We start from the raw sequence: 24,130 nt of genomic DNA, 5'->3' as shown, positions 1-24,130 counted from the left end.
CCGTCCATTTGTCGTAGGTTGGGGTGCGAACCCCAACATCGCGATGTATGCACGCATGGCAATGTTGGGGTTTGCACCCCAACCTACATCTGCATATCGATTGAACTGCATCGCAAAATTGCCCTCAACCTGAAACCAATAACCATTGCGCCAGCAAATGCGTATTCAAATGCGCTTCCACCGCATCCGCCAACCGTTCGATGCTGCTTTCCCGCAAGACTCGCACGTCGACGGTGACGTCATCCTGTAAACCCGCCCAGCGTAGCAAGGCGGATAGCGCCTGCGGATCATCAAACAAGCCATGCAGGTAACTACCCATCACCTGGCCATCCATCGACAGCGCGCCATCGGAACGCCCATCATCAAGCTGCGCAAACGGATTTGCCAGGGCCTCGCCGCGACTGACACCGCAATGGATTTCATACCCCTGCACACCGGCATCGGCAAAAGCGAGCTTGCCCTGCACGCGACGCAACTGCTTTTGCGGCTCCAGCGTGGTTTCCAACGCAAGCCAGCCCAACCCTTCGCTGGAGCCGGGCTCACCTTCGATACCCTGTGGATCGTGCACGGCATGTCCCAGCATCTGCAAACCGCCGCAGATACCAAGCACCTTGCCGCCATAACGCAAATGCCGTGCGATCGCTACATCCCAAGCTTGCGCACGCAACCATGCCAGATCGGCACGCGTGGATTTGGAGCCAGGCAGAATGATGAGGCCACACGCCGGGATAGCCTCACCCGGCCCGACGAAATGCAGATCAACATCAGGATGCGCACGCAGCGCATCGAAATCCGTGTGGTTGCTGATACGTGGTAACGCAGGCACCACCACGCGCAATGCTGCTGCGGATTTGTCCAGATGCCCGCGTGGCAAGGCGTCTTCGGCTTCCAGGTGCAGGCCATGCAGATACGGCAGCACGCCCAGCACCGGCTTGCCGGTCTCTTGTTCGAGCCAATCAAGCCCTGGCTGCAACAACGCCAGATCGCCGCGAAAACGGTTGATCACAAAGCCGACCACGCGCGCACGTTCGCTGGGAGATAGCAAAGCGAGCGTGCCGACAAGATGCGCGAACACGCCACCGCGATCGATATCGGCAATCAGCAGTACCGGACAATCCACCGCTTCCGCATAGCCCATGTTGGCGATGTCACGATCACGCAGATTGATTTCCGCCGGACTGCCCGCGCCTTCGACGATCACGGCATCGTACGCGTTCACCAGTCGCTGATGCGAAGCCATCACGGCTTCGAACGCGCGGCGCTTGTACTCGTGATAGTCGCGCGCATCCATATTGGCAACGGGATGGCCGTGCACGATCACCTGTGCCCCCACGTCGCTATTCGGTTTCAGCAAGACCGGATTGAAATCGATGCTCGGTTCCAGCCTGCACGCCTGTGCCTGCACCGCCTGCGCTCGCCCGATCTCTCCACCGTCCACAGTCACCGCTGAATTCAAGGCCATGTTCTGCGGCTTGAATGGCGCAACACGCACACCGCGCCGAAGCGCCCACCGGCACAGCGCTGTCACCAGCGTGCTCTTGCCGGCATCGGAGGTGCAGCCTTGCACCATCAGTACTCGCGCGGTCATGGCAGCACCTCCGCCAGTGCCTGGTCGAGGCGTGCGAAGGCTGCCTCATCGGGCGGCAGGCCGAAGCGCAAACTGGGTGGTGCGTCGAACAGACGGGTGAGAATGCCGCGCTCTGCCAGCGCACCATGTACGCGCGAGGCGTCATCACCACGGCACCACTGGAACAATCCACAACCCGCAGCAGGCATCCACCCGTGTCTCGCAAGTAATGCGCCGAGACGTTCGCTCGCCTCCACCAGGCGCACACGTGCCTGTAACTGCCATGCCTGGTCCGCCAGCGCATGTCGCAATACATGACGTGTGGGGCCGCTCAACGTCCACGGCCCGAGTTGCTCCTGCAACGCTTCAAGCAACGCAGGGGTTGCACACACAAAACCGGCGCGCGCACCGGCCAGGCCGAAGAACTTGCCGACCGAACGCAACACCAGCAGCCCATCGCGATCCGTATAACGGCACATGCTTCCCTGTGGCGTTACATCCATGAACGCTTCATCGATCACCAACCAGCCGCCACGTGCTGCAAGCTCCGTATGCACCGACAACAGCTCGTCCAGGTCGAATCGTTCGCCACCTGGATTGTTGGGATGGATCAGCACCAGCACATCCCACGCAGCGAGGTTCGCCAGCAAGATATCGACAGGCTGAGTCGCCACGTGATGGCCTGCTCGTCGCCATGCATGCGCATGCTCGGCATAACCCGGCGCGATGATGCCCACGCGCGATGCCGGCCGCAGTAACGGAAGCGCTTGAATGGCGGCTTGCGAACCCGCCACAGGCAGGATGTGCGGCGCTTCGTAATAGGCACGTGCCGCTTCGGCCAGACCATCATCGTCCTCGGGCAGACGCCGCCATGCCGACGAGGGAATGTCAGGCAGCGGCCAGCCAAAGGGGCTGATACCGGTCGATAGATCCAGCCAGCGCTCCAGTGGTATGCCGTATTCCTTTGCTGCTCGCCGCAAGCGGCCGCCATGCTCAAGCATGCATGCCTCCTTGCACCGCCAACCCTAACAACCCTGCGATGGCAAGCCAGAGCACGACGCCACGCTGCAGCAACTGCAACGCGCGATGGATGGCATCGGCATCGGGCGTCGCACCTTCACCGAGCTCGGGACGTGCTTCCCACACCCCGTCGTAAGGTGCCGCGCCACCCAGCCTTACTCTCAGCGCACCGGCACCAGCCGCCATCACCGGACCGGCGTTGGGGCTGTCCCATTGCGGCGCCTGCGTATGCCAGCAGCGCATCGCGCCTTCGAAATGTCCGCACAAGGCATAGGTAAAAGCGGTAAGCCGCGCAGGCATGAAATTCAGCACGTCATCGATGCGCGCAGCTGCCCAACCGAAACGCTCGTAGCGCGGCGTGCGATAGCCCCACATGGCATCCAGCGTGTTGGCCAAGCGGTAAAGCAAGGCACCCGGTGCGCCCAGGATGGCGAACCAAAATAGCGCACCGAATACGGCGTCATTGCCATTTTCCAGCACCGACTCCATGGCCGCCGCGGCGACTTGCCCCGCATCCAGCGGTGCCGTATTGCGGCTGACCATGCGCCCGACCGCCTTGCGTGCTTCATCCAGCTCACCCGCTGCAAGCGCGTGCGCCACCGGTTGCGCGTGCTCGCCGAGACTGCGCAAGCCTAGAGCGGCATACAACACGATTACTGCCATGCACCAGGCTAGCCATGCGGGCGCATGGCGCTGCATGACGGCGAGCAATACGACGCACGTCACCACGGCTAGTGACCACGCGAGCAAACCATGCATGCGCCGGTCCGCATACAGATGCTGTTCGATCCAGCCCGCCATACGCCCGAACGCCACCAAGGGATGCCCGCGACGCGGTTCGCCAAGCAGGCGATCCAACAACACCGCCGCGAGCATGGCCAGTGCCGTACTCATGACGAGAACAGCTGCAATGCGACCAGCGCATTCGAAGGAAAGTAGAAGTGCACGAAGCTCGCGGTAAACCGCCGGTCGCGATACACCGCCTCCTTGCAAGGCCCATGGTTTGGGTTGAACGCGTGAGCAAGCGGCTGTGCATCAATGGAGGCTTGGGCATAGTGGAAGGTATGTCCGCGCAACTCCCCTTCCGGTAAGGCAGCACCTTGCAAGCCCAGCGCGGCCAATCGGGATTGGATCGCCGCATGCCCAGGCAGCAAGCCCGCCATGTTTGCAGCACGGCCATTCCGATCCGCCAGCGAATCGAGCGCAAACAGCAAGCCACCGCATTCGGCAAGCATCGGTTTGCCGGCATCGCGATGCGCACGCAGCGCGGCGTTCAGATCATGCCGCTGCGACAAGGCTTGCAGATGCAATTCTGGATAGCCGCCGGGCAACCACACGGCATCGCACGCCGGCAACGCATCGCCCGCTACGGGCGAGAAGAAATGTAACGCCGCACCCGCTTCACGCAGTAAATCCAGGTTGGCTGGGTACAGGAAGCAGAACGCATCGTCGCGCGCCACGGCGATGCGCTTGCCTTTCAGCAGTGGCGGAACCGTCTCGACGACCGGCGCTTCGAATGCAACGGATGGCGGTAATTCGGTAGCGGCGTGCATTGCCCATGCATCCGCCAAAGCATCGAGGCGTGCATCGATATCGGCAAGCTCGCCTGCGGCGATCAAGCCAAGATGCCGTTCTGGCAACGACAGCTGATCTTCGCGCGGCAATGCACCCAGCCAATGCAGCGAAGGCGGCAGACTTTCCCGCAACAGTTGCGCGTGATACGCACTGCCGATGCGATTGGCTGCTACACCGTACATCGACAGACCTTCGCGATAAGTGGCCAGCCCGCAAGCAAGCGCGCCGAAGGTTTGTGCCATCGCCGAGCCATCGATCACCGCCAGCACGGGCAAGCCCAGTTGCTGCGCAAGATCGGCACTGGACGGCGCACCATCGAAGAGCCCCATCACGCCTTCCACCAGGATCAGGTCGGCATCCGCGGCGGCATCGAACAAACGTGCGCGCACGTCTGCTTCACCGCACATCCACAGATCAAGCTGATAGGCCGGTGTACCGGCTGCTCGCGCAAGCACCATGGGATCGAGAAAATCCGGCCCGGTCTTGAACACGCGCACACGCCGGCCTTGTCGCGTGTGCCAGCGCGCGAGCGCGGACGTCACCGATGTCTTGCCTTGTCCGGAAGCAGGCGCGGAAACCAGCAAGGCGGGGCAGCGGCGAATGCTCACAATTCGATGCCCTTTTGCGCTTTGATGCCGGCATCGAAGGCGTGCTTCACCACACGCATCTCGGTCACCGTATCGGCCACGGCGATGAGGCCGTCCGGTGCGCCACGCCCGGTGATCACGACGTGCTGTTGCAATGGTCGTGCGGCAACGGCATCCAGCACTTGCTCAAGCTGCACGTATTGCTTCACCAGCGCGATATTGAGTTCATCCAGCAGCACAAAGTCGTACGCGGGATCGGCCAGCATGCCGGCCGCGATGTTCCATGCCGCTTGTGCCGCCGCGATGTCGCGCGCTTTGTCCTGCGTTTCCCAGGTAAAGCCTTCGCCCATCACGTGGTAGTCGAGCTGATCGCCGGCGAAGTGACGAAAGAAGGCTTCTTCGCCGGTCGAAAAGGTGCCCTTGATGAATTGCACCACGCCGCACCTGAAACCATGCCCCAGCGAGCGCGCCAGCATGCCGAAGCCGGACGAGCTCTTGCCCTTGCCGTTGCCGGTGTTCACCACCAGCACGCCGCGGTCGATGGTGGCACGTGCGATCTTGCGATCGACCAGTTCCTTCTTGCGCTGCATGCGTTCGCGATGGCGCTCTTCCGGCGTCATATCGTCGCGTGATCGATGGTCGCTCATGTCGTTCTCCGTATGCCTGTGCAAGCGGAGGAAAGCGGCGGCGACACCTGAAAGAGGCAGTGGCCCCGACACGGCCCTCCGCCTGTGGGTTTCTGCTTGAGGCCGGTCTCCGGGCTTGCGAGCGAAGGAACAACCTTCCGATTCACGCCTTCCCGTGCAAGCACAGTGGCCGTGTGCGAATCGCGTTGCTCGCCTACCGTTGCGGGGGCAGCTCCGGCATGGCCACGCAAGTGACGCACCGGATTCCCGTTTCAACTGCCAGCAACGCCGACAGTCACCTCAGGCCGCAGCATCTTAGAGCGTGCTCCGCAACGCGCCTAGTCTGTCGGCTGGAGGGTTTTTAGACATGGTCTACACGGGCGGATAACGATGCTCGTTGCCGGGCACAGGCGGATGAATGTGTCTTCGCCCAGGCACCGCCGTAAATCGGAAAGGAGCTTGCAGCGGCGCCAAAGAGTGCAGTAACTGCATGTTCAGTATGGATATTCCCATTTTGACTTTTAGACGCCCAATGATCGGTTGCTGCCAAACGGCATTGTCATTAATCTGCAATTTGCTGCTGCGCAGCAATAACAAAGCTTAGGGGAACCATCCGCAATGACTAACGATAACAACCGGCCTCATCAGGCCAGGTCTCAGCAGAACGGCTCTGCCAGGAACGCCACCACGCTACTCACCGCTTCCCTTCTGCTTGCACTCGCTTCCTCGGCGGCTGCGCAGGAGAACACGCAAAGCACCAGCACACCCTCCACCAACAATGCGAAAAATCTGCAGGCCGTGATCGTGACCGGCACGCGCACGCAGAACCGCACCGACAGCAGTTCGCTCTCGCCTATTGACGTCGTGCCGGCTTCGGCGCTGCAGAGCACCGGCACCAACGAACTTTCCGCGGCGCTGGCGCGCCTGATTCCCTCGTTGAATTTCCCCCGCCCTGCTGCCACCGACGCGACCGATTCGCAGCGCCCCGCCACCTTGCGTGGCCTGGCACCGGATGAAGTGCTGGTACTGGTGGATGGCAAGCGCTGGCACACCAGCGCGTTGGTGAATGTGGATGGCACCATTGGCCGCGGTTCGGCGCCGGTGGATCTCAACACCATTCCGCTGTCCGCGATCGACCATATCGAAGTGCTGCGCGATGGTGCATCGGCGCAGTACGGCTCCGATGCCATCGCGGGTGTGATCAACATCATCCTGAAGCACGGTGCGCAAGGCGGCTCGGTCGAGCTGGATGGCGGCCGTTACCAGCGCGGTGGCGGCAAGCAGTGGACGGGTTCGGCCAACGTCGGCATCCCGTTGAACGGCGACAAGGGTTGGTTGCGCATCTCCGTAGATGATGGACATCAGGACCCGACCAATCATGGCGGTGTCGATATCCGCTATCCGCAGCTGGGCGAGAAACAGGTGTTCGGCGACCCCACGGTGAGCCAGCACAATCTGTTCCTTAACACGCAGTACGACATCACCAGCAACATCCAGTTCTATGCATTTGGCAGTTATCACTTCCGCGATGGTATTTCGGATGAGTTGTACCGCAATCCGTTTGGATACCCCTCTTCGGTCAAGTCATCGCTCAACGCGCTCTATCCGGACGGCTACCAGCCGCTGCTGGAATCGCGCAGCACCGACCAGCAGTTGGTGGCCGGCGTGCGTGGCACCACCAGTGGCGGCTGGCGCTGGGATGTGAGTGCCAACTACGGCGGCAATCGCGTATCGCTCGATACCATCCACACCGCCAACTACGCCTATCTGCACGACTTCGGCTACACGCCTACCACCTTCTTCGACGGTATCGTCTCCAACGCACAGCAATTGGTGGACGTGGACATCGCCAAGGATTTCAATCTCAGCTGGCTGCCCAATCCGGTGACGGTGGCGTTCGGCGGCGAATATCAGCGCAACACGTACCAGATCACCGCAGGCGAGCCGTCCTCGTATTACGTGGGTACATCGGGTGTGACCGGCGGAGCGCAAGGCTTCGGTGGCTACAGCCCGGTGAACGTCGGTTCGTGGAGCCGCAGCGACGTTGCCCAATATGTAAGCCTGGAAACCAACCTCACCGACAAACTCGGCACCTCGTTCGCAGTGCGGCATGAGGATTACAACGATTTCGGCAATACCGTTTCTGGTGCATTGGCCAGCCGTTACGACTTCACCGATCGCTTTGCATTGCGCGCCAGCGTATCGAGCGGCTTCCGCGCGCCCTCATTGGCCCAAGAAGACTATTCGCAGATCGGCTCGGCCTACCTCACGCCGAGCAGTGCAGGCCCCGGCATTGCACCAGGCATCTATCAGACCGGCCTGCTGCCGGTGAGCAACCCCGTGGCGCAATTGCTGGGCGCGCAGGCGTTGCGGCCGGAACGTTCGCACAACTACACCGTGGGCGCGGTGTTCAATCCGATCGATCCGCTGACGCTGACGTTCGACCTGTATCAGATCAACATCTACAACCGCATCGTGCTTTCCAGCACGCTGAGCGGCCTCAACCGGCCGGTGGTGGTGGATTACCTGGCTGCCAATGGCATCACCGACGTGGCCTACAGCTCGGCGCAGTACTTCACCAATGCGGTGAATACACGCACGCAGGGCGGCGACCTGGTCGGCAGCTTCCGCTCCAACCTGGGCGGCGGCGTGTTGAACAGCACGCTGAGCTACAACTACAACCGCACACAGGTGACGCACGTCGCAGCCAACCCTGAACAACTGGATGCGCTGGGCCTGCAATTGCAGCGCGTGACTTATCGCGACATCAAGGGGTTGCTGGCCAACTCCACGCCGCGCAGCAAACTGATACTCAACGAGAACTACACGCTCAGCCACTGGGTGTTCAACGGCAATCTCACCCGCTATGGCAGCTTCACCGCGTACAGCAACAGTTCGTACCTGCTCAACCAGACCTATAGCCCGCAATGGGTGCTGGACTTGGCCGGCAGTTACAACCTGGATGATTGGACGTTTACGCTGGGCTTGGACAACGCCACCAACAGCTATCCGGACAAGACGATTGCCGCCAACAACAACGACGGCACCATTCCTTACTCAAATTTTTCACCCGCGGGCTTCAATGGGCGTTACTATTACACCAAAGTGATCTATCACTGGTGACCCAACAAGCCCACTGCCAAGCATTACATGCGATACGTGCATGAAAAATCCCGGCCAATGAGCCGGGATTTTTTTATGCCTCCCGAAAGAGAAAGAAGCGTCACGCGTGCTTGTGGAAGACGAGATGCCCGCCTTCCGCCGCCACCGAGATCGTATCGCCGGATACGAAGCGCCCTTCCAGGATTTCCTTCGCCAATGGATTTTCCAGTTGCTGCTGGATCGCACGCTTGAGCGGGCGGGCGCCGTACACCGGATCGAAACCCACGTTGCCGAGCAGATCCAGCGCTTTGTCGTCGATCTCCAGCTTGAGCTGACGCTCGGCCAGACGCTTTTCCAGATAGGTGAGCTGGATCAGCGCAATCTTGCGGATCTGCTTTTTCTCCAGCGGGCGGAACACCACCAGCTCATCCAGGCGGTTGATGAATTCAGGCCGGAAGTGCGCCTGCACCACGCCGAGCACCGCGGCCTTCATCTGCAGATAGTCCGCTTCGCTATCGCCCGCGTTTTCCTGAATCAGCTGCGAGCCGAGGTTGGAGGTCATCACGATGACCGTGTTGCGGAAATCCACCGTGCGCCCCTGGCCGTCGGTAAGGCGACCATCGTCCAGCACCTGCAGCAGCACGTTGAACACATCCGGATGCGCTTTCTCCACCTCATCCAGCAGGATCACGCTGTAGGGACGGCGGCGCACGGCTTCGGTGAGGTAGCCGCCTTCCTCGTAACCCACGTAGCCCGGAGGGGCACCGATCAGGCGCGCTACGGAATGCTTCTCCATGAATTCGCTCATGTCGATACGCACCATCGCTTCCTGCGTGTCGAACATGAATTCGGCCAGCGCCTTGCAGAGTTCCGTCTTGCCTACGCCGGTGGGGCCCAGGAACAGGAACGAACCGTATGGACGATTCGGATCGGATAGGCCTGCACGTGCACGGCGGATCGCGTCGGAGACGGCGCGCACCGCTTCATCCTGGCCGACGACGCGCTTGTGCAGCGAGGCTTCCATATGCAGCAATTTTTCGCGCTCGCCTTCCAGCATCTTGCTGACGGGAATGCCAGTCCAACGCGAAACGACTTCGGCGATTTCCTCTTCCGTGACGCGATCCTGCACCAGCTTGAATTCCTGCTTTTCGGCGGCCTGCGCGGCGGCGAGCTGCTTTTCCAGTTCCGGCAGGCGGCCGTACTGGATCTCGCTCATCTTGGCGTAATCCTGCCGGCGCTGCGCGGCTTCGAGTTCCACACGCGCCTGTTCGATCTGTTCCTTCACCTTGGTCGCGCCCTGCAGCGCAGCCTTTTCCGACTTCCATACTTCATTGAGATCGGAGAACTCGCGCTCCAGTTTCGCGATGTCACTGCCCAGATCCGCCAGGCGTTTCTTGGACGCCTCGTCGGTTTCCTTCTTCAGCATTTCGCGCTGGATCTTCAACTGGATCAGGCGACGCTCCAAACGGTCGAGCTCTTCCGGTTTGGAGTCGATCTCCATGCGGATGCGCGAGGCCGCTTCATCGATCAGGTCGATGGCTTTGTCGGGCAGTTGCCGATCGGTGATGTAGCGGTTCGACAGGGTGGCCGCGGCAACGATCGCCGGGTCGGTGATCTCCACGCCATGGTGCATGGCGTAGCGTTCCTTCAAGCCGCGCAGGATCGCGATGGTGTCTTCCACGCTCGGCTCGCCCACGAAGACTTTCTGGAAACGGCGCTCCAGCGCAGCATCCTTCTCGATGTATTTGCGGTATTCGTCCAGCGTGGTGGCACCGATGCAGTGCAGTTCACCGCGCGCCAGTGCAGGCTTGAGCATGTTGCCGGCATCCATCGCGCCTTCGGCTTTGCCGGCGCCGACCATCGTGTGCAGCTCATCGATGAAGAGGATGATCTGGCCTTCGTTCTTGGCCAGGTCATTGAGCACGGCCTTCAGGCGCTCCTCGAATTCGCCGCGGAATTTCGCACCCGCAATCAGCGCCCCCATGTCGAGTGAAAGCACGCGCTTGTCGCGCAGGCCCTCAGGCACTTCGTTCTTGATGATGCGCTGGGCCAGTCCCTCGACGATGGCCGTCTTGCCGACGCCGGGTTCGCCGATCAGTACCGGGTTGTTCTTGGTACGACGTTGCAGCACCTGGATCACGCGGCGGATTTCCTCGTCGCGGCCGATCACCGGATCAAGCTTGCCGCTCTCCGCGCGGGCGGTGAGATCGACGCAGTATTTCTCCAGCGCCTGCCGCTGGTCTTCCGCGTTTTCGCTTTGCACTTTTTCGCCGCCGCGCAGTTTCTCAATCGCAGCTTCCAGGTTCGCCTTGGTGGCACCGGCTGCTTTCAGCGCAGCCCCCAGTTCACCCTTGTCTTCCAGCGCAGCCAGTACAAAAAGCTCGCTGGCGATGAACTGGTCACCGCGTTGCTGCGCGAGCTTGTCAGTGAGATTGAGCAGGCGCGTCAGCTCGTTGCTGGCGTGGATGCTGCCTTCCTGCCCGCTGACTTTCGGCAACCGGTCGACCAGCTCGAACACGCGCTGGCGGAAGGCCGGCACGTTGACGTGTGCTTGCGTCAGCAGCGGCGCGGTGGAACCGCCTTGCTGGTCGAGCAGGGCCGCCATGATGTGCGCCGGCTCGAGCATGTTGTGATCGCGTCCTACCGCCAGCGATTGCGCATCGGCCAGCGCTTGCTGGAAACGCGAGGTGAGTTTGTCCATTCGCATCAGAGGTATCCCCAAAAGGTTTTTGGCGGACGTGCCGCCACTGCCCGCAGAGATGCGGACGCGGCGCAATGATTCAAGCTTGGCTCAAAGGGGTGTTAAGCCCGCGTAGGTTGGGGTGCAAACCCCAACATCATGATCCCAGTGGCATGGCAACGTTGGGGTTTGCACCCCAACCTACGGCTCCAACCAAATCAGACTGGCAAACCGCCCGCTACGCGCACCTTCGCGCCGATAGGAATAAAAGCGTTCATCGCCGCGGGTGTCGAAACCGCCGCCGTAAATCCGCGTCACGCCCGCCGCCGCAAGACGCTGTCGGGCCAGCACCGCCAGATCGCACAAGTAATGACCCGTGCGCGTCGCCACGAAAGCGGATGCCGCCGCCGCATCGTGATGAAGAAAGGCCTTGCGCACCTCCTCGCCCACTTCATATGACGGCGCGCCGATGCACGGCCCCAGCCAGGCCAGCAGATTCGCTGCCGGCCGCTGCATTTGCGCGACAGTCTCTTCCAGCACGCCGGCAGCAAGTCCGCGCCATCCGGCATGCGCCGCACCGATGGTGCCGCCGTCATCGGCGCAGAACAGCACCGGCAAACAGTCGGCCGTGAGAATCGCCAGTACCGTGCCGGGCAAATGCGACACCGCTGCATCCGCCTCGGGCTCGTGCGGACTAGGCAAGGGACCCAGTTCCGCAACCGTGGTGCCGTGCACCTGCCGCAACCAACGCGGCTCCGCCGGCAGCGCAAGCGACTGGCGCAATGCGCTTCGATTGCTGCGCACAGTCTGCTCGTCCTCACCGCTGCGCAAACCGAGGTTGAAGCGCCCGAACGGTGCCTGCGAAACACCCGGCCCATCGCACGTGCTCACCGCTGCGTGTACGCCACGCGGTGCGGGCCAATCGGGAAAAAGCCAGGCATCGGTCATGGAAGGCACGGTGATTACTCGTTGGGACCGTTGGCCGCGAGATCGCTACGCAGCGTCATGATCAGAGCGTTCACGTCCTCAGGACGCGCCGACTCGAACGACAAGGCTTCGCCAGTCACTGGATGTTCGAACGACAAACGCTCTGCGTGCAGCGCCTGCCGGCGGAAACCTCGCAAAGCAGTAACCAATTCCGGCGTGGCACGCTTGGGCAGTTTCAGGCTGCCACCGTACAACGGATCGCCGACCAGCGGATGACCGATATGCGCCATATGCACGCGAATCTGGTGCGTGCGTCCGGTTTCCAGATTGCATTGAATCAAGCTGTGCGTTCGAAAACGCTCGCGCAGGCGGTAGTGGGTGACGGCGTGCTTGCCGTCTTCTTCATCGCGCACGGCCTGGCGCAGGCGATCGCTGTGATGGCGACCGATGGGTGCGTCGACGGTGCCGCCGGCAATCAGCGCGCCCAGCACGATGGCTTCGTATTGGCGCTCGACGTCGTGGCGGGACAGCATGTCGACCAGGGCGGTGTGGGTGGCCAGGGTCTTGGCGACGACCATCAGGCCGGAGGTGTCCTTGTCCAGGCGGTGGACGATGCCGGCGCGCGGCAGTTCGGCCAGTTTCGGATCATGGTGAAGCAGCGCATTGAGCAGCGTGCCGGCCGGGTTGCCGGCGCCGGGATGTACCACCAGGCCGGCCGGCTTGTTCAGCACCAGCAGGTGGTCGTCCTCGTGGACGAGATCCAGGTCGATGGCTTCGGGTGCGCTGGAGACTTCGACCTCCAGTTCCGCCTCCAACCGCACCTGCTCGCCGCCCTTCAGCAGATGGCGCGGCGCGGCCGGGGCGCCGTCCAGCGTGACCGCGCCGGCCTTGATCCAGCCGGTCAGACGCGAACGGGAATAGTCCGGGAACATCTCGGCCAAAGCTTGGTCGAACCTCCGGCCTGCGGCAGACAGGGGCACGACCGCCTCATGACGAATGATGGAGCCGGTCATCCCTGACCCCCCGGCCGAGTGCCGGTTTCGGCTATGATCCCTTTTCGCTCAAACATCTGAACCCCTAACCTCATGCGCGTAACCAAGCTGCCGGTCGCCCCGACATCTGCCCTTAAAGTACTGATCGTGCTCGTCCTGGCACTGACGATGAGCGCCTGCTCGTGGTTCCGTCATACCGGCGATCCGCTCGATACCTTGCCGTTGCCGCAGCTTTACGCCAAGGCTCATACCGATCTGCAACACGCCGACTATTCGGCGGCCGAGAAAGCGTACCAGCGTCTGATTGCCCGTTTCCCGTCCGGCCCGTTCAATGAACAGGCCCAGCTTGAACTGGCTTATGCGCAATACAAGAACAACAAGCCGGACGACGCTTATTCCACGGTCAACCGCTTCATCAAGTCGAATCCGCTCAATCCACATGTGGATTATGCCTACTATCTGCGCGGCCTGATCAACTTCGACCGCACCGCGGGATTCATCGAGCGCACGTTCAGCAGCCAGGAAGTCGGCAAGCAGACGCGTCGCGACCAGGGCTACAACCTGAAATCGTTCGACGACTTCGCCGAACTCAGCCGCCGCTTCCCCGATAGCGCCTACGCTGCCGATGCACGCCAACGCATGATCTATCTGCGCAACGTGCTGGCCCAATACGAAATCAACGTGGCCAAGTTCTACCTGCGCAACAAAGCTTTTGTGGCGTCGGCCGATCGTGCGCAGTACGTGATCGAGCACTACCAGGAATCGCCGCAGGCTGGCGACGCACTGGCCATCATGTGCCGCAGCTACCTCTCGCTGGGTGAGAAGCAACAGGCCGACCAGGTACGCCAAGTATTGGCACTCAACTATCCGGATCATCCGTACCTCAAAGATCCGCATTGGCCGCATTCGCCATCGATGCTGCGCAAGATGATTCCGTTCTCGGGTCACTACTAAGCAAACAGGCTTCTATAAAAAAAGCCGGTGTGCGTTGAGCCACCGGCTTTTTCTTTTGTAGATTGAGGTGCAAACCCTCAGCCATCCTCACGTTTCCTGCTTGATGATCTAAACAAAATCAGCAAGCTGCCCAAGATCTATTAAATGACCGAGTCGTCATTCCGGCGAAGGCCGGAATCCATGCTTCGCATTCACCATAGATTCCGGCCTTCGCCGGAATGACACCGAGGTAAAAATGCTAAGTATTGGCCGCGAAAAAGCCCATCCTTGAACAGCTCGAAAAACGTGGAGATATATCAGGGTGCAAACCCCAACTCGCGCTATTTCCAGCCCGAGGTAATGGGATAACGCCGCTCGCGGCCGAATGCGCGTGTCGTCGCGCGCGGACCTGGCCCCGCCTGGCGCCGCTTGAATTCGTTGACCAGCACCAGCCGCACCACGCGATGGACGGTGGCCGCGTCATAACCCGCCGCGATGATTTCCGCCTGCGATTGCTCTTCTTCGATGAAACGCGCAAGGATCGCATCCAGCTCATCGTAGGGCGGCAACGAATCCTGGTCGGTCTGGTTGTCGCGCAATTCGGCCGACGGCGGACGTTCGATGACGGCGGGTGGAATGACCCACGCCTCTGCACCCTGTTTGCGCTGTTCGGCCAGGTTGCGCCAGCGCGAGAGCCGATACACCTCGGTTTTGTACACATCCTTGAGCGGCGCATAGGCCCCGCACATATCGCCGTACAAGGTGGCGTAACCCACCGCCATTTCGCTCTTGTTGCCCGTAGCCAGCAGCAGGCGGCTGTGTTTGTTGGACAGCGCCATCAACATCACGCCGCGTGTGCGTGATTGCAGGTTTTCCTCGGTGACATCCGGCTTTTTGCCGGCGAACACAGGCGTCAGTTGCCCCATGAAGGCTTCGTAGACCGGCTCGATGCTGATCACGTGGTATTCCACACCCATCCGCTCAGCCTGTCCGCGCGCACCTTCCAGCGACAGCTCGGAGGTATAGCGCATCGGCATCATGACGGCGGTGACGCGATCCGGTCCGAGCGCATCCACGGCCAATGCCAAGGTGAGCGCCGAATCGATACCACCGGAAAGCCCGAGCAACACGCCGCCGAAACCGTTCTTGTCGATGTAGTCGCGAATGCCCCGCACCAATGCCGCATAGAGCGTCGCTTCATGCGAAGTGTCCGGCACGCTGGGCCAGTCCAACGCCTGCAGCGTGCGGGTGGTGGTATCGAAATCGGCCCACAGCAACGCGTCGACGAACGACGGTGCACGTGCAGCGATGCTGCCATCGCCATTGACCAGCAGCGAACCGCCATCGTAAACGACCTCATCCTGACCACCGATGAGATTGAGATACACCAAGGCACAGCCGGTTTCCTTCGCGCGGGCCACCAATACTTCTTCGCGCTCTGCCTGCTTGGCGTCATCCCAGGGCGAAGCATTGATCACCACGATCAGCTCCGCACCCGCGGCGGCGGCGGCGGCAGCGGGCTCGGCCTGCCACACGTCTTCGCAAATCAGGTAACCGACGCGCACCCCATCGACCACCGCCACCGCGCTCGTGCGGCCGGGGCGGAAATAGCGCTTGTCGTCGAACACGCCGTAATTCGGCAACGCCTGCTTGTGCGTGATCTGCACGATCTCGCCGCCACGCAGGAACGCCGCAGCGTTGTATACCTCGCCCACGCTATGCGGAAAACCGACGATCGCAGCCAGCCCGTTGGTGTCGGTAGCAATCGCTTGAATGGCCTCCTGGCAGGCAGCGAGGAAGCTCGGTCGCAGCAACAGATCTTCAGGCGGGTAGCCGCTGATCGTCAGTTCGGGAAATACCGCCAGCGATGCACCGCCTTCGCGGGCGCGCGCCATCAGCTCACGGACCTTGGCGGTATTGGCGGCGACGGCGCCGACGGGGAAATCGTATTGAGCCAGCGCCAGGCGAAGAACGGCCATGTGTTGCTTATCCAGGTTCGACTGGCGCTACATGGTAGTGGAAGTCCGCAAGACAAGAGCATGTCTGCAGATCATTCAAGAGTCCCGCCCATCCGGGCAAAGCAGCCCTCAACGATCACATCCGTGGGAACGGTAAATCCATACTGCCAGCCAACGAACGCGAAGGAGCATGCTGGTCACGGCTTTTGGCCAAGATAATCGTCAACTATCTGGAATCCTGTTATGCCAAGTATCGACTCATCTCTCGTCAATCATGTGAATGACTTCCAGCCGGCCATGACATCCAATACCGCGCAGTCGGCAACCGACATCTCTGGGGCATCGTCGCCAACGCTTACCTCTACAGCCAATCCGTTCTCCTCTTCCCCCGGATCGGCCACCAGCACCAGTTCGATGGACGCCAAAGCGCGAGGTCCGAACCTGGATACACCCGGCTGGATAAATTCCAATAATCCTGCGCCGCCGAATGGACCACACCTGGGTTTGGCAATTCTTCAACAAGGTTATTCGCAATCGAGCCAACAAGGCACGGACCAATCATCAGGCAACCAAGCCTTGCCACCTCAGTCCAGACCCATGTCATCTGAGGCCGGAAACGGCTCCTGCCAGTCCACTGGCACCCAAAAGCCGGCGTATTCCAAACCATCGATGAGTGCTGCCGATATGGACCCAGGGTATTTCCCAGCGGCGCGGCCTGACCCTGTCGATTCCTCACTTCCCGATAGGTCCACTAGCGATAGTCGTTACCCACCGCGTTACCCAATGGAGCGGCCTAGCCCTATGACTATGGATTCCTCTTTTCCCACGACTAAGCCTTCCATAACGGATACCTATAAGCCTTCCCTAAGGGAACCCGTTCGTAATCCTGGTTAACTCATAAAAATACAAAAGGGCCGCGTTGTCACGGCCCTTTTTTTGTTCACTGCATCGCGAAGCCGATGACTTCTTAAGCAAAGCGGCCCTCAACGATGACATCCGTGGAACGGTAAATCCGTACTGCCAGCCAACGAACGCGAAGAGGCATGCTGGTCAAGGCTTTTCGCCAAGGCAATCGTCAACTATCTGGATTCCTGTTATGCCAAGTATCGATTCATCTCTCGTCAATCATGTGAATGATTTCCAGCCGACCATGACACCCAATACCGCGCAGTCGGCGACAAACACCCCCGAAGCATCGTCGCCAACGCTTACCCCTGCAGCCAATCCGTTCTTATCTTCCTCCTCCGGACCTGCAATCAGCACTGGGGACGGAGGCGGTCGCGCTTCTCGCCAAGTCGACCAGGCTCCCTCATCGGGCGCCCAACAGGGCCGCCCTGCCAGCCACGGCCCCATCACGGATGAGTTCCACAGAACGGTTGTTGCTATGAGTCATTATTTTACTGCTCACCCGGTAAAGCCTTCCCCAGAAGATAATCCACAGGATGGTGGACTCTTCCTACCCTCCCGCCCTCTCAATCCGCCGCCACCCGCAGGTCAATACCCGATATACCCGGTCCCTATCCCCCAGGGATAAGGACCGCCCATGCTGAAGATCACGCATGTCCGACAACCAGTGCAAATCTCTACCACCTGCCCATACCCATTCCGGAATTATGTTGGCCAAACCCTGATCGGCAAGGCTTTCCTCTTTTGTCGACTGACGGAGTGTCCGTCATTCAGGGGCAAGATCCATTTATGTGAGGTACTGAATCATGCAAATTCCGAATTCGCTGGCTACGCCGATCAACACAACAGATTCATTCGAGATGGCCAAAGCCGGAAGCTCGCCAGCTTCGTCGCCAAATCCCGAAATACGCATTGACCGTGGGAGCCATTCGTTCTCACGCGCGGATCAGCCTAATGGGTCGCCTTTCACTTTTGACCCTGCCGCGCCAGGAACTCCTGACGTTAGAACAAAGAACAGTCCAATTTATAGCGAATCTGTTCATAGCGGGCCTATTGATATAAGCGGATTACGCGGCAACACTCATCTCACGATGGGCAATACCAGTGTCTACAACATCAACGGCAGCTACGACGCCCATTTCGGGAAGGAGGCTAAATTCTGGCGCGATGGCAACCTTACTACTGTCAGCGGAAACGGTCCGTATAACGTGTCCATAGGGAACAAGCAATACGTCGGAAATGGCCCCTACTATTTCACCTATGGCCCTCCTGTCCCAGATGGTTCCAGTCGAACAGTAGTGACGAGCATCAAATAGCGTGGACGACCCGCACCAACGTTAGCCGTCACTGATCAAAAGCGCACGAAGTTGCCAGCGTGTGGCGATCCGCAAAACGCCAACGGGGAATCAGGAAAACAAAAGGGCCGCGCTTCCGCGGCCCTTTTGTTTTGATCGCTGCAATGCAAGTTCAGGCAATCGATGAAGTTCAGATCATTGATCGGGTCGCCGCCGATGCCGATGCAGGTGGACTGGCCCAGGCCTTCGTTGGTGGACTGGAACACGGCTTGGAAGATAGGCCGATACCGCCAGCTAGCCAGTCCGGAGGATATTTTGATCGAGCCTTGCCAACAAGGCTTATCCTCAACCATGGGAAGCCCATCTATATGTCAATTTCCACCATCTCCCCGAATTACCCGAATAACTTTCAGCAAACCACCCATGCTTTTGAGCAGCCCGCGCCAAAGCAACCCGAGACATCCTCACCGACGCTCACCTCCAACGCCACATTCCCCGCTCATTCTGAGGGTTCAACCATCGGCACGTCTTCTTCCAGTGCACGCGGTTCGGGCTTGGATTCACCTGCTTGGCAGCCGCCCCCTCCAAATCCCTCGCAACCAGGCACTCCGCAATCATCAAGCACTCACTCGGATGAACCGGCACACTCTTACCCTCGCCCTCCCGAGATCCACTACTCCGAAGATGCAGACGGCGCTCTTAACATTGACATGTCCGGATACGGGACGACCCAACTCAAAGAAGGTGAAGATGACCCCATCAAAGCAAACGGACCCATCAACGCCCATTTCGAGGACGTCGCCAGTGTCACTTCAAACGAGGACGGCAGCGTAACTATCCGAGGAAACGGCAAACACGATGTGTCACTGGAATCAATGGGATCAATAGGTCCCAAAATAAATGGTCCTTACACCTACGAATTTTCACCAGCTGATCCCAAAAATACAGCTGAAGGCGTAGAATTCATACAGAAGACTTAGGCCTATGCCGGGTAAAGCTTCGCAATCTCGACTGACGTAAGAAACAAAAGGGCCGCGCCACCGCGGCCCTTCTGCTATGTGTAGCAACACAACTGATTACTTCTTGAGCAAACCCGCCAGCGTCTTGCCGAGATCCGCCGGCGACTTCACCGTGGTGACACCCGCCTTCTCCAGCGCAGCGAACTTGGCAGCCGCCGTGCCCTTGCCACCGGAGATGATCGCGCCGGCATGGCCCATGCGCTTGCCGGCCGGAGCCGACGCACCCGCGATGAACGACACTACCGGCTTCTTGACGTATTCGCCGATGAACTCCGCCGCTTCTTCTTCGGCGCTGCCGCCGATTTCGCCGACCATGATGATGCCTTCGGTCTGCGGATCGTCCTGGAACAGCTTCAGGCAGTCGATGAAGTTCAGACCATTGATCGGGTCGCCGCCGATGCCGATGCAGGTGGACTGGCCGAGGCCTTCGTTGGTGGTCTGGAACACGGCTTCATAGGTCAGCGTGCCGGAGCGCGACACGATGCCGACCTTGCCTGCCATGTGAATGTGGCCCGGCATGATGCCGATCTTGCATTCGTCCGGGGTGATGATGCCGGGGCAGTTCGGTCCGATCAGCACGGTTTCCGGATGCTGGGCCAGCACGTTCTTCACGCGCAGCATGTCGAGCACCGGGATGCCTTCGGTGATCGTCACGATCACGCGCACGCCGGCGTCGATGGCTTCGAGGATGGAGTCTGCCGCGAACGGCGGCGGCACGAAGATGACGGATGCATCCGCACCGGTTTCGTCCACGGCTTCCGCCACGCTGTTGAAAACCGGCAGGCCGATATGCTCGGTGCCGCCCTTGCCCGGGGTCACGCCGCCGACCACCTTGGTGCCGTAGTCGATCGCCTGTTCGGCGTGGAAGGTGCCCTGCTGGCCGGTGAAGCCTTGCACGATCACCTTGGTGTTCTTATTGACCAATACGCTCATGGTTCAATCGCTCCTTACTTCGACTTCGCGGCGGCCACGGCTTTCTTCGCCGCGTCGTTGAGATCGTCGGCCGACGTAATGGCCAGACCAGAGTTGGCCAGCAGTTCGCGGCCCTTCTCCACATTGGTGCCCTGCAGGCGCACCACCACCGGAATCTTCAGGCCCACTTCCTTCACCGCGGCGATGATGCCGTCGGCGATCAGGTCGCAGCGCACGATGCCGCCGAAGATGTTGACCAGGATGGCCTTCACCTTGTCGGAGGAAAGAATCAGCTTGAACGCCTCGGTGACGCGCTCCTTGGTGGCGCCGCCGCCGACGTCGAGGAAGTTGGCCGGCTCGCCGCCCGCCAGCTTGATCACGTCCATGGTGGCCATGGCCAGGCCTGCGCCGTTGACCATGCAGCCGATGTTGCCGTCCATGGTCACGTAGTTGAGGTTGTGCTGCACGGCGGCCGCTTCGGCGGCGTCTTCCTGCGTGAGGTCGCGCATCTTGGCCAGGTCCGCATGGCGGAACTCGGCGTTGTCGTCGGAATTGACCTTGCCATCGAGGGCGGCGAGGTTGCCGTCTTCGAGAATGGCGAGCGGGTTGAGCTCGACCAGCGACAGGTCCTTCTCGTTGAACAGCTTGTACAGGCCCAGCATGATCTTGGTGAGCTGCGTGACCTGCTTGGGATTCAGGTCCATCGCGAAGCCGAGCTGGCGGCACTGGTAAGGCTGCAGGCCTTCGATGAAGTCCACCACGATGGTGTGGATGTCGTCCGGCGTTTCGCGGGCCACCTGTTCGATGTCCACGCCGCCGTGCTTGGAAGCGATGAAGGTGACGGCCTTGCTGTCGCGGTCGACCAGGATCGACAGGTACAGCTCCTTGGCGATGTTGGTGGCATCGGTCACCAGCACCAGGTTCACCGGCAACGCACGGCCGGCGGACTGGTAGGTTTCCATGCTCTTGCCCAGCATGCCCTTGGCGGCGGCATGCACGTCATCCAGGCTTTTGCAGAACTTGACGCCGCCGGCCTTGCCGCGGCCGCCTGCGTGGATCTGAGCCTTGACCATCCATTGCGTGCCGCCCAGGTGCTTGGCGGCATCGACGGCGGCGTCGGGGGAACTTGCGACTTTGCCCGGCGGCACGGCAATGCCGTACTGCGCGAACAGCTCTTTGGCCTGGTACTCGTGGAAATTCATTCGCTACCTCGAGTGAATGGGGAAGGATCGAGCCTGCGCGGTAGCCACAGCACAGGCTTGGGAGAACGGACGGCGGTGTTACGCACTACCGGCGCGTGCAGTGCGTCGGGGAAAACCGCGCAATACGGCCCGGTATTTTCGCGGAAGCGGGGTGCGATGGAAAGGGGCGGGCCTGTGGTGTTTGCTTCCTCTCCCCTTTGGGGCGAGGATTAAGGCGAGGGGGCAATCTTGCGAAAGTGCTGCATCGGAGTGCGCTTCGGTGTTGTTCTAGCGCAAGATTATTCCCACACCCAACCCTCTCCCCGGAAGGGAAAGGGGCATTTACCCACTTCTCCTCGTGAGTGTGCCAACCGTGTCCAGCCGCGCGATCGTCGACTCGCCCAATAGCACGACCACCCGTCACGAGCTGCTGTTTCTGAATTATTTCCGGCTGGCCCAGGCACTGGTCTACATGGGGCTGGCCTTTACACCCAGCGGCATGGGCTGGCCGCATCTGGACAGCGCCGACCTGGCCCGAGTGGTTGCCGCCGGCTACCTGCTGTTCGCCCTGGCGGTGATTTCCATCACTCACCTGACCAAGGCGCTGGGCTGGCTGGGCATCCTGGGCACGCTGCTGATGGATATCGTCGCGGCGGTGTTGGCGATCGCCGCAATGAACGACGCACGCATCGGCATCGCCATGATGCTGGCGGTCAATCTGGCCGCAGGTGCGCTGCTGCTGCCGCTGAGACTTGCGCTATTCCTCGCCGCGGCAGCCACGCTGGGTGTACTTGGGCGCACACTGTTTTCCCTGCCGCATCCGGCTTCTGTCGACGACCGCGATTTCCTCGAATCAGGCCTGTTCGGCATGGCCTATTTCGCGATCGTGGTGCTGTGTAACGTGCTTGGCCGCCAATTGCGCGCCAGCGAAGCGCTCGCCGAACAGCGCAGCATCGATCTGGTCAATCTGGCGCAGGTCAATGAGCTGATCATCCGCCGCATGAAAACCGGCGTGATGCTGGTGGACGACGCCAACCGCATCCACCAGATCAACGAATCGGCTTGGATGCTGCTGGGCAATCCCTCGTCCGACCAGCGCGACCTCGGCCGCGTAGCGCCGGAACTGTCGCGCCGCCTGTATCACTGGATCACCTCCGGCAAGCTGGACGAAACCGCCACCCAGCTCGCCGACGGCATGCCGGAAGTGGTGCCGCGTTTCAGCCGCCTCGCGCCGAACGATGATTCACTGGTGCTGATCTTCCTGGATGACACCTCGCTGGTATCACGCCGCGCAGAAGAACTGACGCTCGGTTCGCTAGGCCGTCTCTCCGCCTCTATCGCGCACGAGATCCGCAATCCGCTGGCAGCCATCCGCTACTCCGCGCAGCTGTTGGCCGAATCGAATGAAATGAGTTCCACCGACCTGCGCATGGTGGAGATCATCAACAACCACTGCAGCCGCCTCAACGACATCATCGAGAACATCCTGCAGTTGTCGCGGCGCGAGCGCTCACGCCCTGAAACGCTGAACCTCGGCGACTGGGCGCACGGTTTCGTCGACGAATACAAACAAGGCAACGACATCGGCAACGATTCGCTGCGCGTGATCGACAACAGCGCACAACCGGTCGTCGCCGTGGCCGACCCGCAACAGCTTCATCAGGTGATCTGGAACCTGGTGCAGAACGCGCTGCGCTACGGCCGCATGCCCGGCGAGCCAGCCCGCGTACTGGTCGTGGTTCGTCACGGTGAACATGGCGTACCGATCCTGGAAGTCATCGACCGCGGCCCCGGCATTGCACCGAAAGTGGCTGCGCAAATCTTTGAACCGTTCTACACCACACATGAGTACGGCACCGGGCTCGGGCTTTATCTCGCACGCCAGATGGCCGAGGCGAATCAGGCCGTGCTCGAATACGTGCGCGTGGCCGGAGGTGGCAGTTGCTTCAGATTGGTGCTGACACCCCCGGTACGGATCGAGCCTGCGGTGTAGCCCAAGGCTTGTTGGCGATTCGTGGAGAGATTTTGTCAGCGACGCTCTTGAACATCACGCAACTTTTTCTGCGCATCTGAAAGCTCGCTTTGGGCTTGCTCGTAATTTTTCTTTTTTTTATCAGCTTCGGTACGAGCGTCCTTGACCTTCGAATCCCAAGAGCTCTCTTTTTCTTGATCCTTACGAACTACTTCACCCAGATGATTTTTTTGGCCTTGGAAGTAAGCTTCTGTAGCTTTGTTTTGTGGCGTGGCTAACTCACCCAATTCCGAATTTTTATCGTGTGCCAATTTATATTCGCTTTCCATATAGTTGTAATTTTTTGAATGCTGTTCCAATTCAGCTTTAGCTCGGGCGTGTTCTTCTTGATCAGATTTATAATTCGCCTCTGCTTTCTCCCACTCAGCCTTAGCTGAGTCAGCCCTTTTCTCTTTCTGCTTTACGTCTTCCTCGGCTTTCATTCTTTCGCCTATGCGTGGATGTATTCCTCCTCGAAGCTCCGGCTTAGGCAAGACCTTCTCAACACCCCCCTTGCCATCCAGCTTGACCGGCACGCTCCTGCTGAAGTCGTGGGGCCGATTGGGATCGACAACCATCCAACCCTTCAATGACTGGTCGTAATTCACCCGATAATGATCGTCACCGACACGCACGTAACTATTGCCATCGCCGCCTGGATAAACCCCCTTGTCGTTGAGCGGCCCCAGCTGCTTGGGATCGATCTTGGCCGCTGGCGGTAGGGCGGGATGGCTAGCTGGCTTGGCGGCATCCGCGTCGCTCACCATCTTCCAGCCGCCCTTCCCATCGGGGATGGCGCGTTCCTGGGTGGGTTTGAGCGTACCGATGTCGTCGTTCTC

General features: G+C 60.4%; 18 protein-coding genes, 1 pseudogene and 1 riboswitch. Of the genes and pseudogenes, 5 read left to right on the top strand and 14 right to left on the bottom strand.

All coding sequences use genetic code 11. The features are described from left to right. Window positions 1-124: 124 nt before the first annotated feature. Genes IEX75_RS11215 through cobO form a run of 5 tightly spaced genes read right to left on the bottom strand, consistent with a single transcriptional unit; the run spans window position 125 to window position 5,369 of the window. Window positions 125-1,588 (bottom strand): cobyric acid synthase, encoded by a 1,464-nt coding sequence (locus IEX75_RS11215; protein ID WP_188794439.1) that lies wholly within the window; start codon window positions 1,586-1,588, stop codon window positions 125-127. Then, window positions 1,585-2,568 carry a threonine-phosphate decarboxylase CobD gene (gene cobD, locus IEX75_RS11210; protein ID WP_188794438.1) on the bottom strand — a complete coding sequence of 328 codons (984 nt, stop codon included), beginning with the start codon at window positions 2,566-2,568 and terminating at the stop codon, window positions 1,585-1,587. The genes IEX75_RS11215 and cobD overlap by 4 nt, the downstream gene beginning before the upstream one ends. Continuing rightward, window positions 2,561-3,481: an adenosylcobinamide-phosphate synthase CbiB gene (gene cbiB / locus IEX75_RS11205; protein WP_188794437.1), complete on the bottom strand. Its 921-nt coding sequence runs from the start codon at window positions 3,479-3,481 to the stop codon at window positions 2,561-2,563. The genes cobD and cbiB overlap by 8 nt, the downstream gene beginning before the upstream one ends. Beyond that, window positions 3,478-4,764, bottom strand: a complete 1,287-nt coding sequence (locus IEX75_RS11200; protein ID WP_308422148.1) for a cobyrinic acid a,c-diamide synthase CobB — start codon at window positions 4,762-4,764, stop codon at window positions 3,478-3,480. Before IEX75_RS11200 ends, cbiB begins: the two co-directional genes overlap by 4 nt. A 2-nt stretch (window positions 4,765-4,766) precedes the next feature. Then, window positions 4,767-5,369 (bottom strand): cob(I)yrinic acid a,c-diamide adenosyltransferase, encoded by a 603-nt coding sequence (gene cobO, locus IEX75_RS11195; RefSeq protein ID WP_188795593.1) that lies wholly within the window; start codon window positions 5,367-5,369, stop codon window positions 4,767-4,769. Between the two features lie 110 nt (window positions 5,370-5,479). After that, window positions 5,480-5,693, bottom strand: a riboswitch (cobalamin riboswitch). A gap of 300 nt (window positions 5,694-5,993) precedes the next feature. On the opposite strand from cobO, the gene IEX75_RS11190 reads away from it, so the two are divergent. Then, the gene (locus tag IEX75_RS11190; RefSeq protein ID WP_188794435.1) at window positions 5,994-8,498 is read left to right on the top strand and encodes a TonB-dependent receptor plug domain-containing protein; all 2,505 of its coding nucleotides are present in this window, start codon (window positions 5,994-5,996) and stop codon (window positions 8,496-8,498) included. Window positions 8,499-8,598: 100 nt separating this feature from the next. Here IEX75_RS11190 and clpB read toward each other — a convergent pair whose 3' ends face one another. The 3 genes from clpB to rluD form a co-directional block, all read right to left on the bottom strand. Beyond that, the gene (gene clpB, locus IEX75_RS11185; RefSeq protein ID WP_188794434.1) at window positions 8,599-11,184 is read right to left on the bottom strand and encodes an ATP-dependent chaperone ClpB; all 2,586 of its coding nucleotides are present in this window, start codon (window positions 11,182-11,184) and stop codon (window positions 8,599-8,601) included. A 174-nt stretch (window positions 11,185-11,358) separates the two neighbouring features. Further along, window positions 11,359-12,105: a peptidoglycan editing factor PgeF gene (gene pgeF / locus IEX75_RS11180; RefSeq protein WP_188795591.1), complete on the bottom strand. Its 747-nt coding sequence runs from the start codon at window positions 12,103-12,105 to the stop codon at window positions 11,359-11,361. 14 nt (window positions 12,106-12,119) lie between these two features. Next, a complete protein-coding gene (gene rluD, locus IEX75_RS11175) occupies window positions 12,120-13,097 on the bottom strand; it encodes a 23S rRNA pseudouridine(1911/1915/1917) synthase RluD (RefSeq protein ID WP_188794433.1) in 978 nt (325 codons plus the stop codon). A gap of 72 nt (window positions 13,098-13,169) precedes the next feature. Between rluD and IEX75_RS11170 the strand changes: the two genes are divergently transcribed. Next, the gene (locus IEX75_RS11170; RefSeq protein ID WP_188794432.1) at window positions 13,170-14,030 is read left to right on the top strand and encodes an outer membrane protein assembly factor BamD; all 861 of its coding nucleotides are present in this window, start codon (window positions 13,170-13,172) and stop codon (window positions 14,028-14,030) included. Between the two features lie 320 nt (window positions 14,031-14,350). Here the strand turns inward: IEX75_RS11170 and IEX75_RS11165 are convergent, their stop codons facing one another. Together IEX75_RS11165 and IEX75_RS11160 are read right to left on the bottom strand one after the other, a co-directional pair. Further along, complete coding sequence (locus IEX75_RS11165; RefSeq protein ID WP_188794431.1) at window positions 14,351-15,988, bottom strand: NAD+ synthase; 1,638 nt, start codon at window positions 15,986-15,988, stop codon at window positions 14,351-14,353. Between the two features lie 251 nt (window positions 15,989-16,239). Continuing rightward, window positions 16,240-16,392, bottom strand: coding sequence for a hypothetical protein (locus tag IEX75_RS11160; RefSeq protein ID WP_188794430.1), 153 nt, complete (start codon window positions 16,390-16,392; stop codon window positions 16,240-16,242). A gap of 1,287 nt (window positions 16,393-17,679) precedes the next feature. Here IEX75_RS11160 and IEX75_RS11155 point away from each other — a divergent pair. Next, on the top strand, window positions 17,680-18,189 hold the full coding sequence (locus tag IEX75_RS11155) for a hypothetical protein (protein ID WP_188794429.1): 510 nt from the start codon (window positions 17,680-17,682) through the stop codon (window positions 18,187-18,189). 134 nt (window positions 18,190-18,323) lie between these two features. Here IEX75_RS11155 and IEX75_RS24145 read toward each other — a convergent pair. Then, a pseudogene (locus tag IEX75_RS24145) lies at window positions 18,324-18,443 on the bottom strand (succinate--CoA ligase subunit alpha); the annotation flags it as partial. Between the two features lie 93 nt (window positions 18,444-18,536). On the opposite strand from IEX75_RS24145, the gene IEX75_RS11150 reads away from it, so the two are divergent. Then, window positions 18,537-19,148, top strand: coding sequence for a hypothetical protein (locus IEX75_RS11150; RefSeq protein ID WP_229720781.1), 612 nt, complete (start codon window positions 18,537-18,539; stop codon window positions 19,146-19,148). Between the two features lie 96 nt (window positions 19,149-19,244). On the opposite strand, the gene sucD is transcribed toward IEX75_RS11150, so the two are convergent. Both sucD and sucC read right to left on the bottom strand, forming a co-directional pair. Next, window positions 19,245-20,120: a succinate--CoA ligase subunit alpha gene (gene sucD, locus IEX75_RS11145; protein WP_188794427.1), complete on the bottom strand. Its 876-nt coding sequence runs from the start codon at window positions 20,118-20,120 to the stop codon at window positions 19,245-19,247. 14 nt (window positions 20,121-20,134) lie between these two features. Continuing rightward, on the bottom strand, window positions 20,135-21,301 hold the full coding sequence (gene sucC / locus IEX75_RS11140) for an ADP-forming succinate--CoA ligase subunit beta (protein ID WP_188794426.1): 1,167 nt from the start codon (window positions 21,299-21,301) through the stop codon (window positions 20,135-20,137). 352 nt (window positions 21,302-21,653) lie between these two features. Here sucC and IEX75_RS11135 point away from each other — a divergent pair, with 352 nt between their 5' ends. Further along, window positions 21,654-23,273 carry a sensor histidine kinase gene (locus IEX75_RS11135; RefSeq protein ID WP_188794425.1) on the top strand — a complete coding sequence of 540 codons (1,620 nt, stop codon included), beginning with the start codon at window positions 21,654-21,656 and terminating at the stop codon, window positions 23,271-23,273. A gap of 35 nt (window positions 23,274-23,308) precedes the next feature. Here IEX75_RS11135 and IEX75_RS11130 read toward each other — a convergent pair. After that, on the bottom strand, window positions 23,309-24,130 hold an 822-nt coding region (locus tag IEX75_RS11130), incomplete at its 5' end, for a coiled-coil domain-containing protein (protein WP_188794424.1).

This window comes from Dyella nitratireducens (assembly GCF_014642835.1).
Taxonomy (GTDB): Bacteria; Pseudomonadota; Gammaproteobacteria; order Xanthomonadales; family Rhodanobacteraceae; genus Dyella_B; species Dyella_B nitratireducens.
Note: the sequence above shows the minus strand (reverse complement) of the source record. Positions and strands in the feature narration are given on the sequence as shown.

Coding starts and splice junctions, on each gene's coding strand:
- IEX75_RS11170 (WP_188794432.1), top strand. CDS start 13,170: ATGCGCGTAACCAAGCTGCCGGTCGCCCCGACATCTGCCCTTAAAGTA.
- rluD (WP_188794433.1), bottom strand. CDS start 13,097: ATGACCGGCTCCATCATTCGTCATGAGGCGGTCGTGCCCCTGTCTGCC.
- IEX75_RS11150 (WP_229720781.1), top strand. CDS start 18,537: ATGTCAATTTCCACCATCTCCCCGAATTACCCGAATAACTTTCAGCAA.
- sucD (WP_188794427.1), bottom strand. CDS start 20,120: ATGAGCGTATTGGTCAATAAGAACACCAAGGTGATCGTGCAAGGCTTC.
- IEX75_RS11190 (WP_188794435.1), top strand. CDS start 5,994: ATGACTAACGATAACAACCGGCCTCATCAGGCCAGGTCTCAGCAGAAC.
- sucC (WP_188794426.1), bottom strand. CDS start 21,301: ATGAATTTCCACGAGTACCAGGCCAAAGAGCTGTTCGCGCAGTACGGC.
- IEX75_RS11155 (WP_188794429.1), top strand. CDS start 17,680: ATGCAAATTCCGAATTCGCTGGCTACGCCGATCAACACAACAGATTCA.
- clpB (WP_188794434.1), bottom strand. CDS start 11,184: ATGCGAATGGACAAACTCACCTCGCGTTTCCAGCAAGCGCTGGCCGAT.
- pgeF (WP_188795591.1), bottom strand. CDS start 12,105: ATGACCGATGCCTGGCTTTTTCCCGATTGGCCCGCACCGCGTGGCGTA.
- IEX75_RS11215 (WP_188794439.1), bottom strand. CDS start 1,588: ATGACCGCGCGAGTACTGATGGTGCAAGGCTGCACCTCCGATGCCGGC.
- IEX75_RS11165 (WP_188794431.1), bottom strand. CDS start 15,988: ATGGCCGTTCTTCGCCTGGCGCTGGCTCAATACGATTTCCCCGTCGGC.
- cobD (WP_188794438.1), bottom strand. CDS start 2,568: ATGCTTGAGCATGGCGGCCGCTTGCGGCGAGCAGCAAAGGAATACGGC.
- cobO (WP_188795593.1), bottom strand. CDS start 5,369: ATGACGCCGGAAGAGCGCCATCGCGAACGCATGCAGCGCAAGAAGGAA.
- cbiB (WP_188794437.1), bottom strand. CDS start 3,481: ATGAGTACGGCACTGGCCATGCTCGCGGCGGTGTTGTTGGATCGCCTG.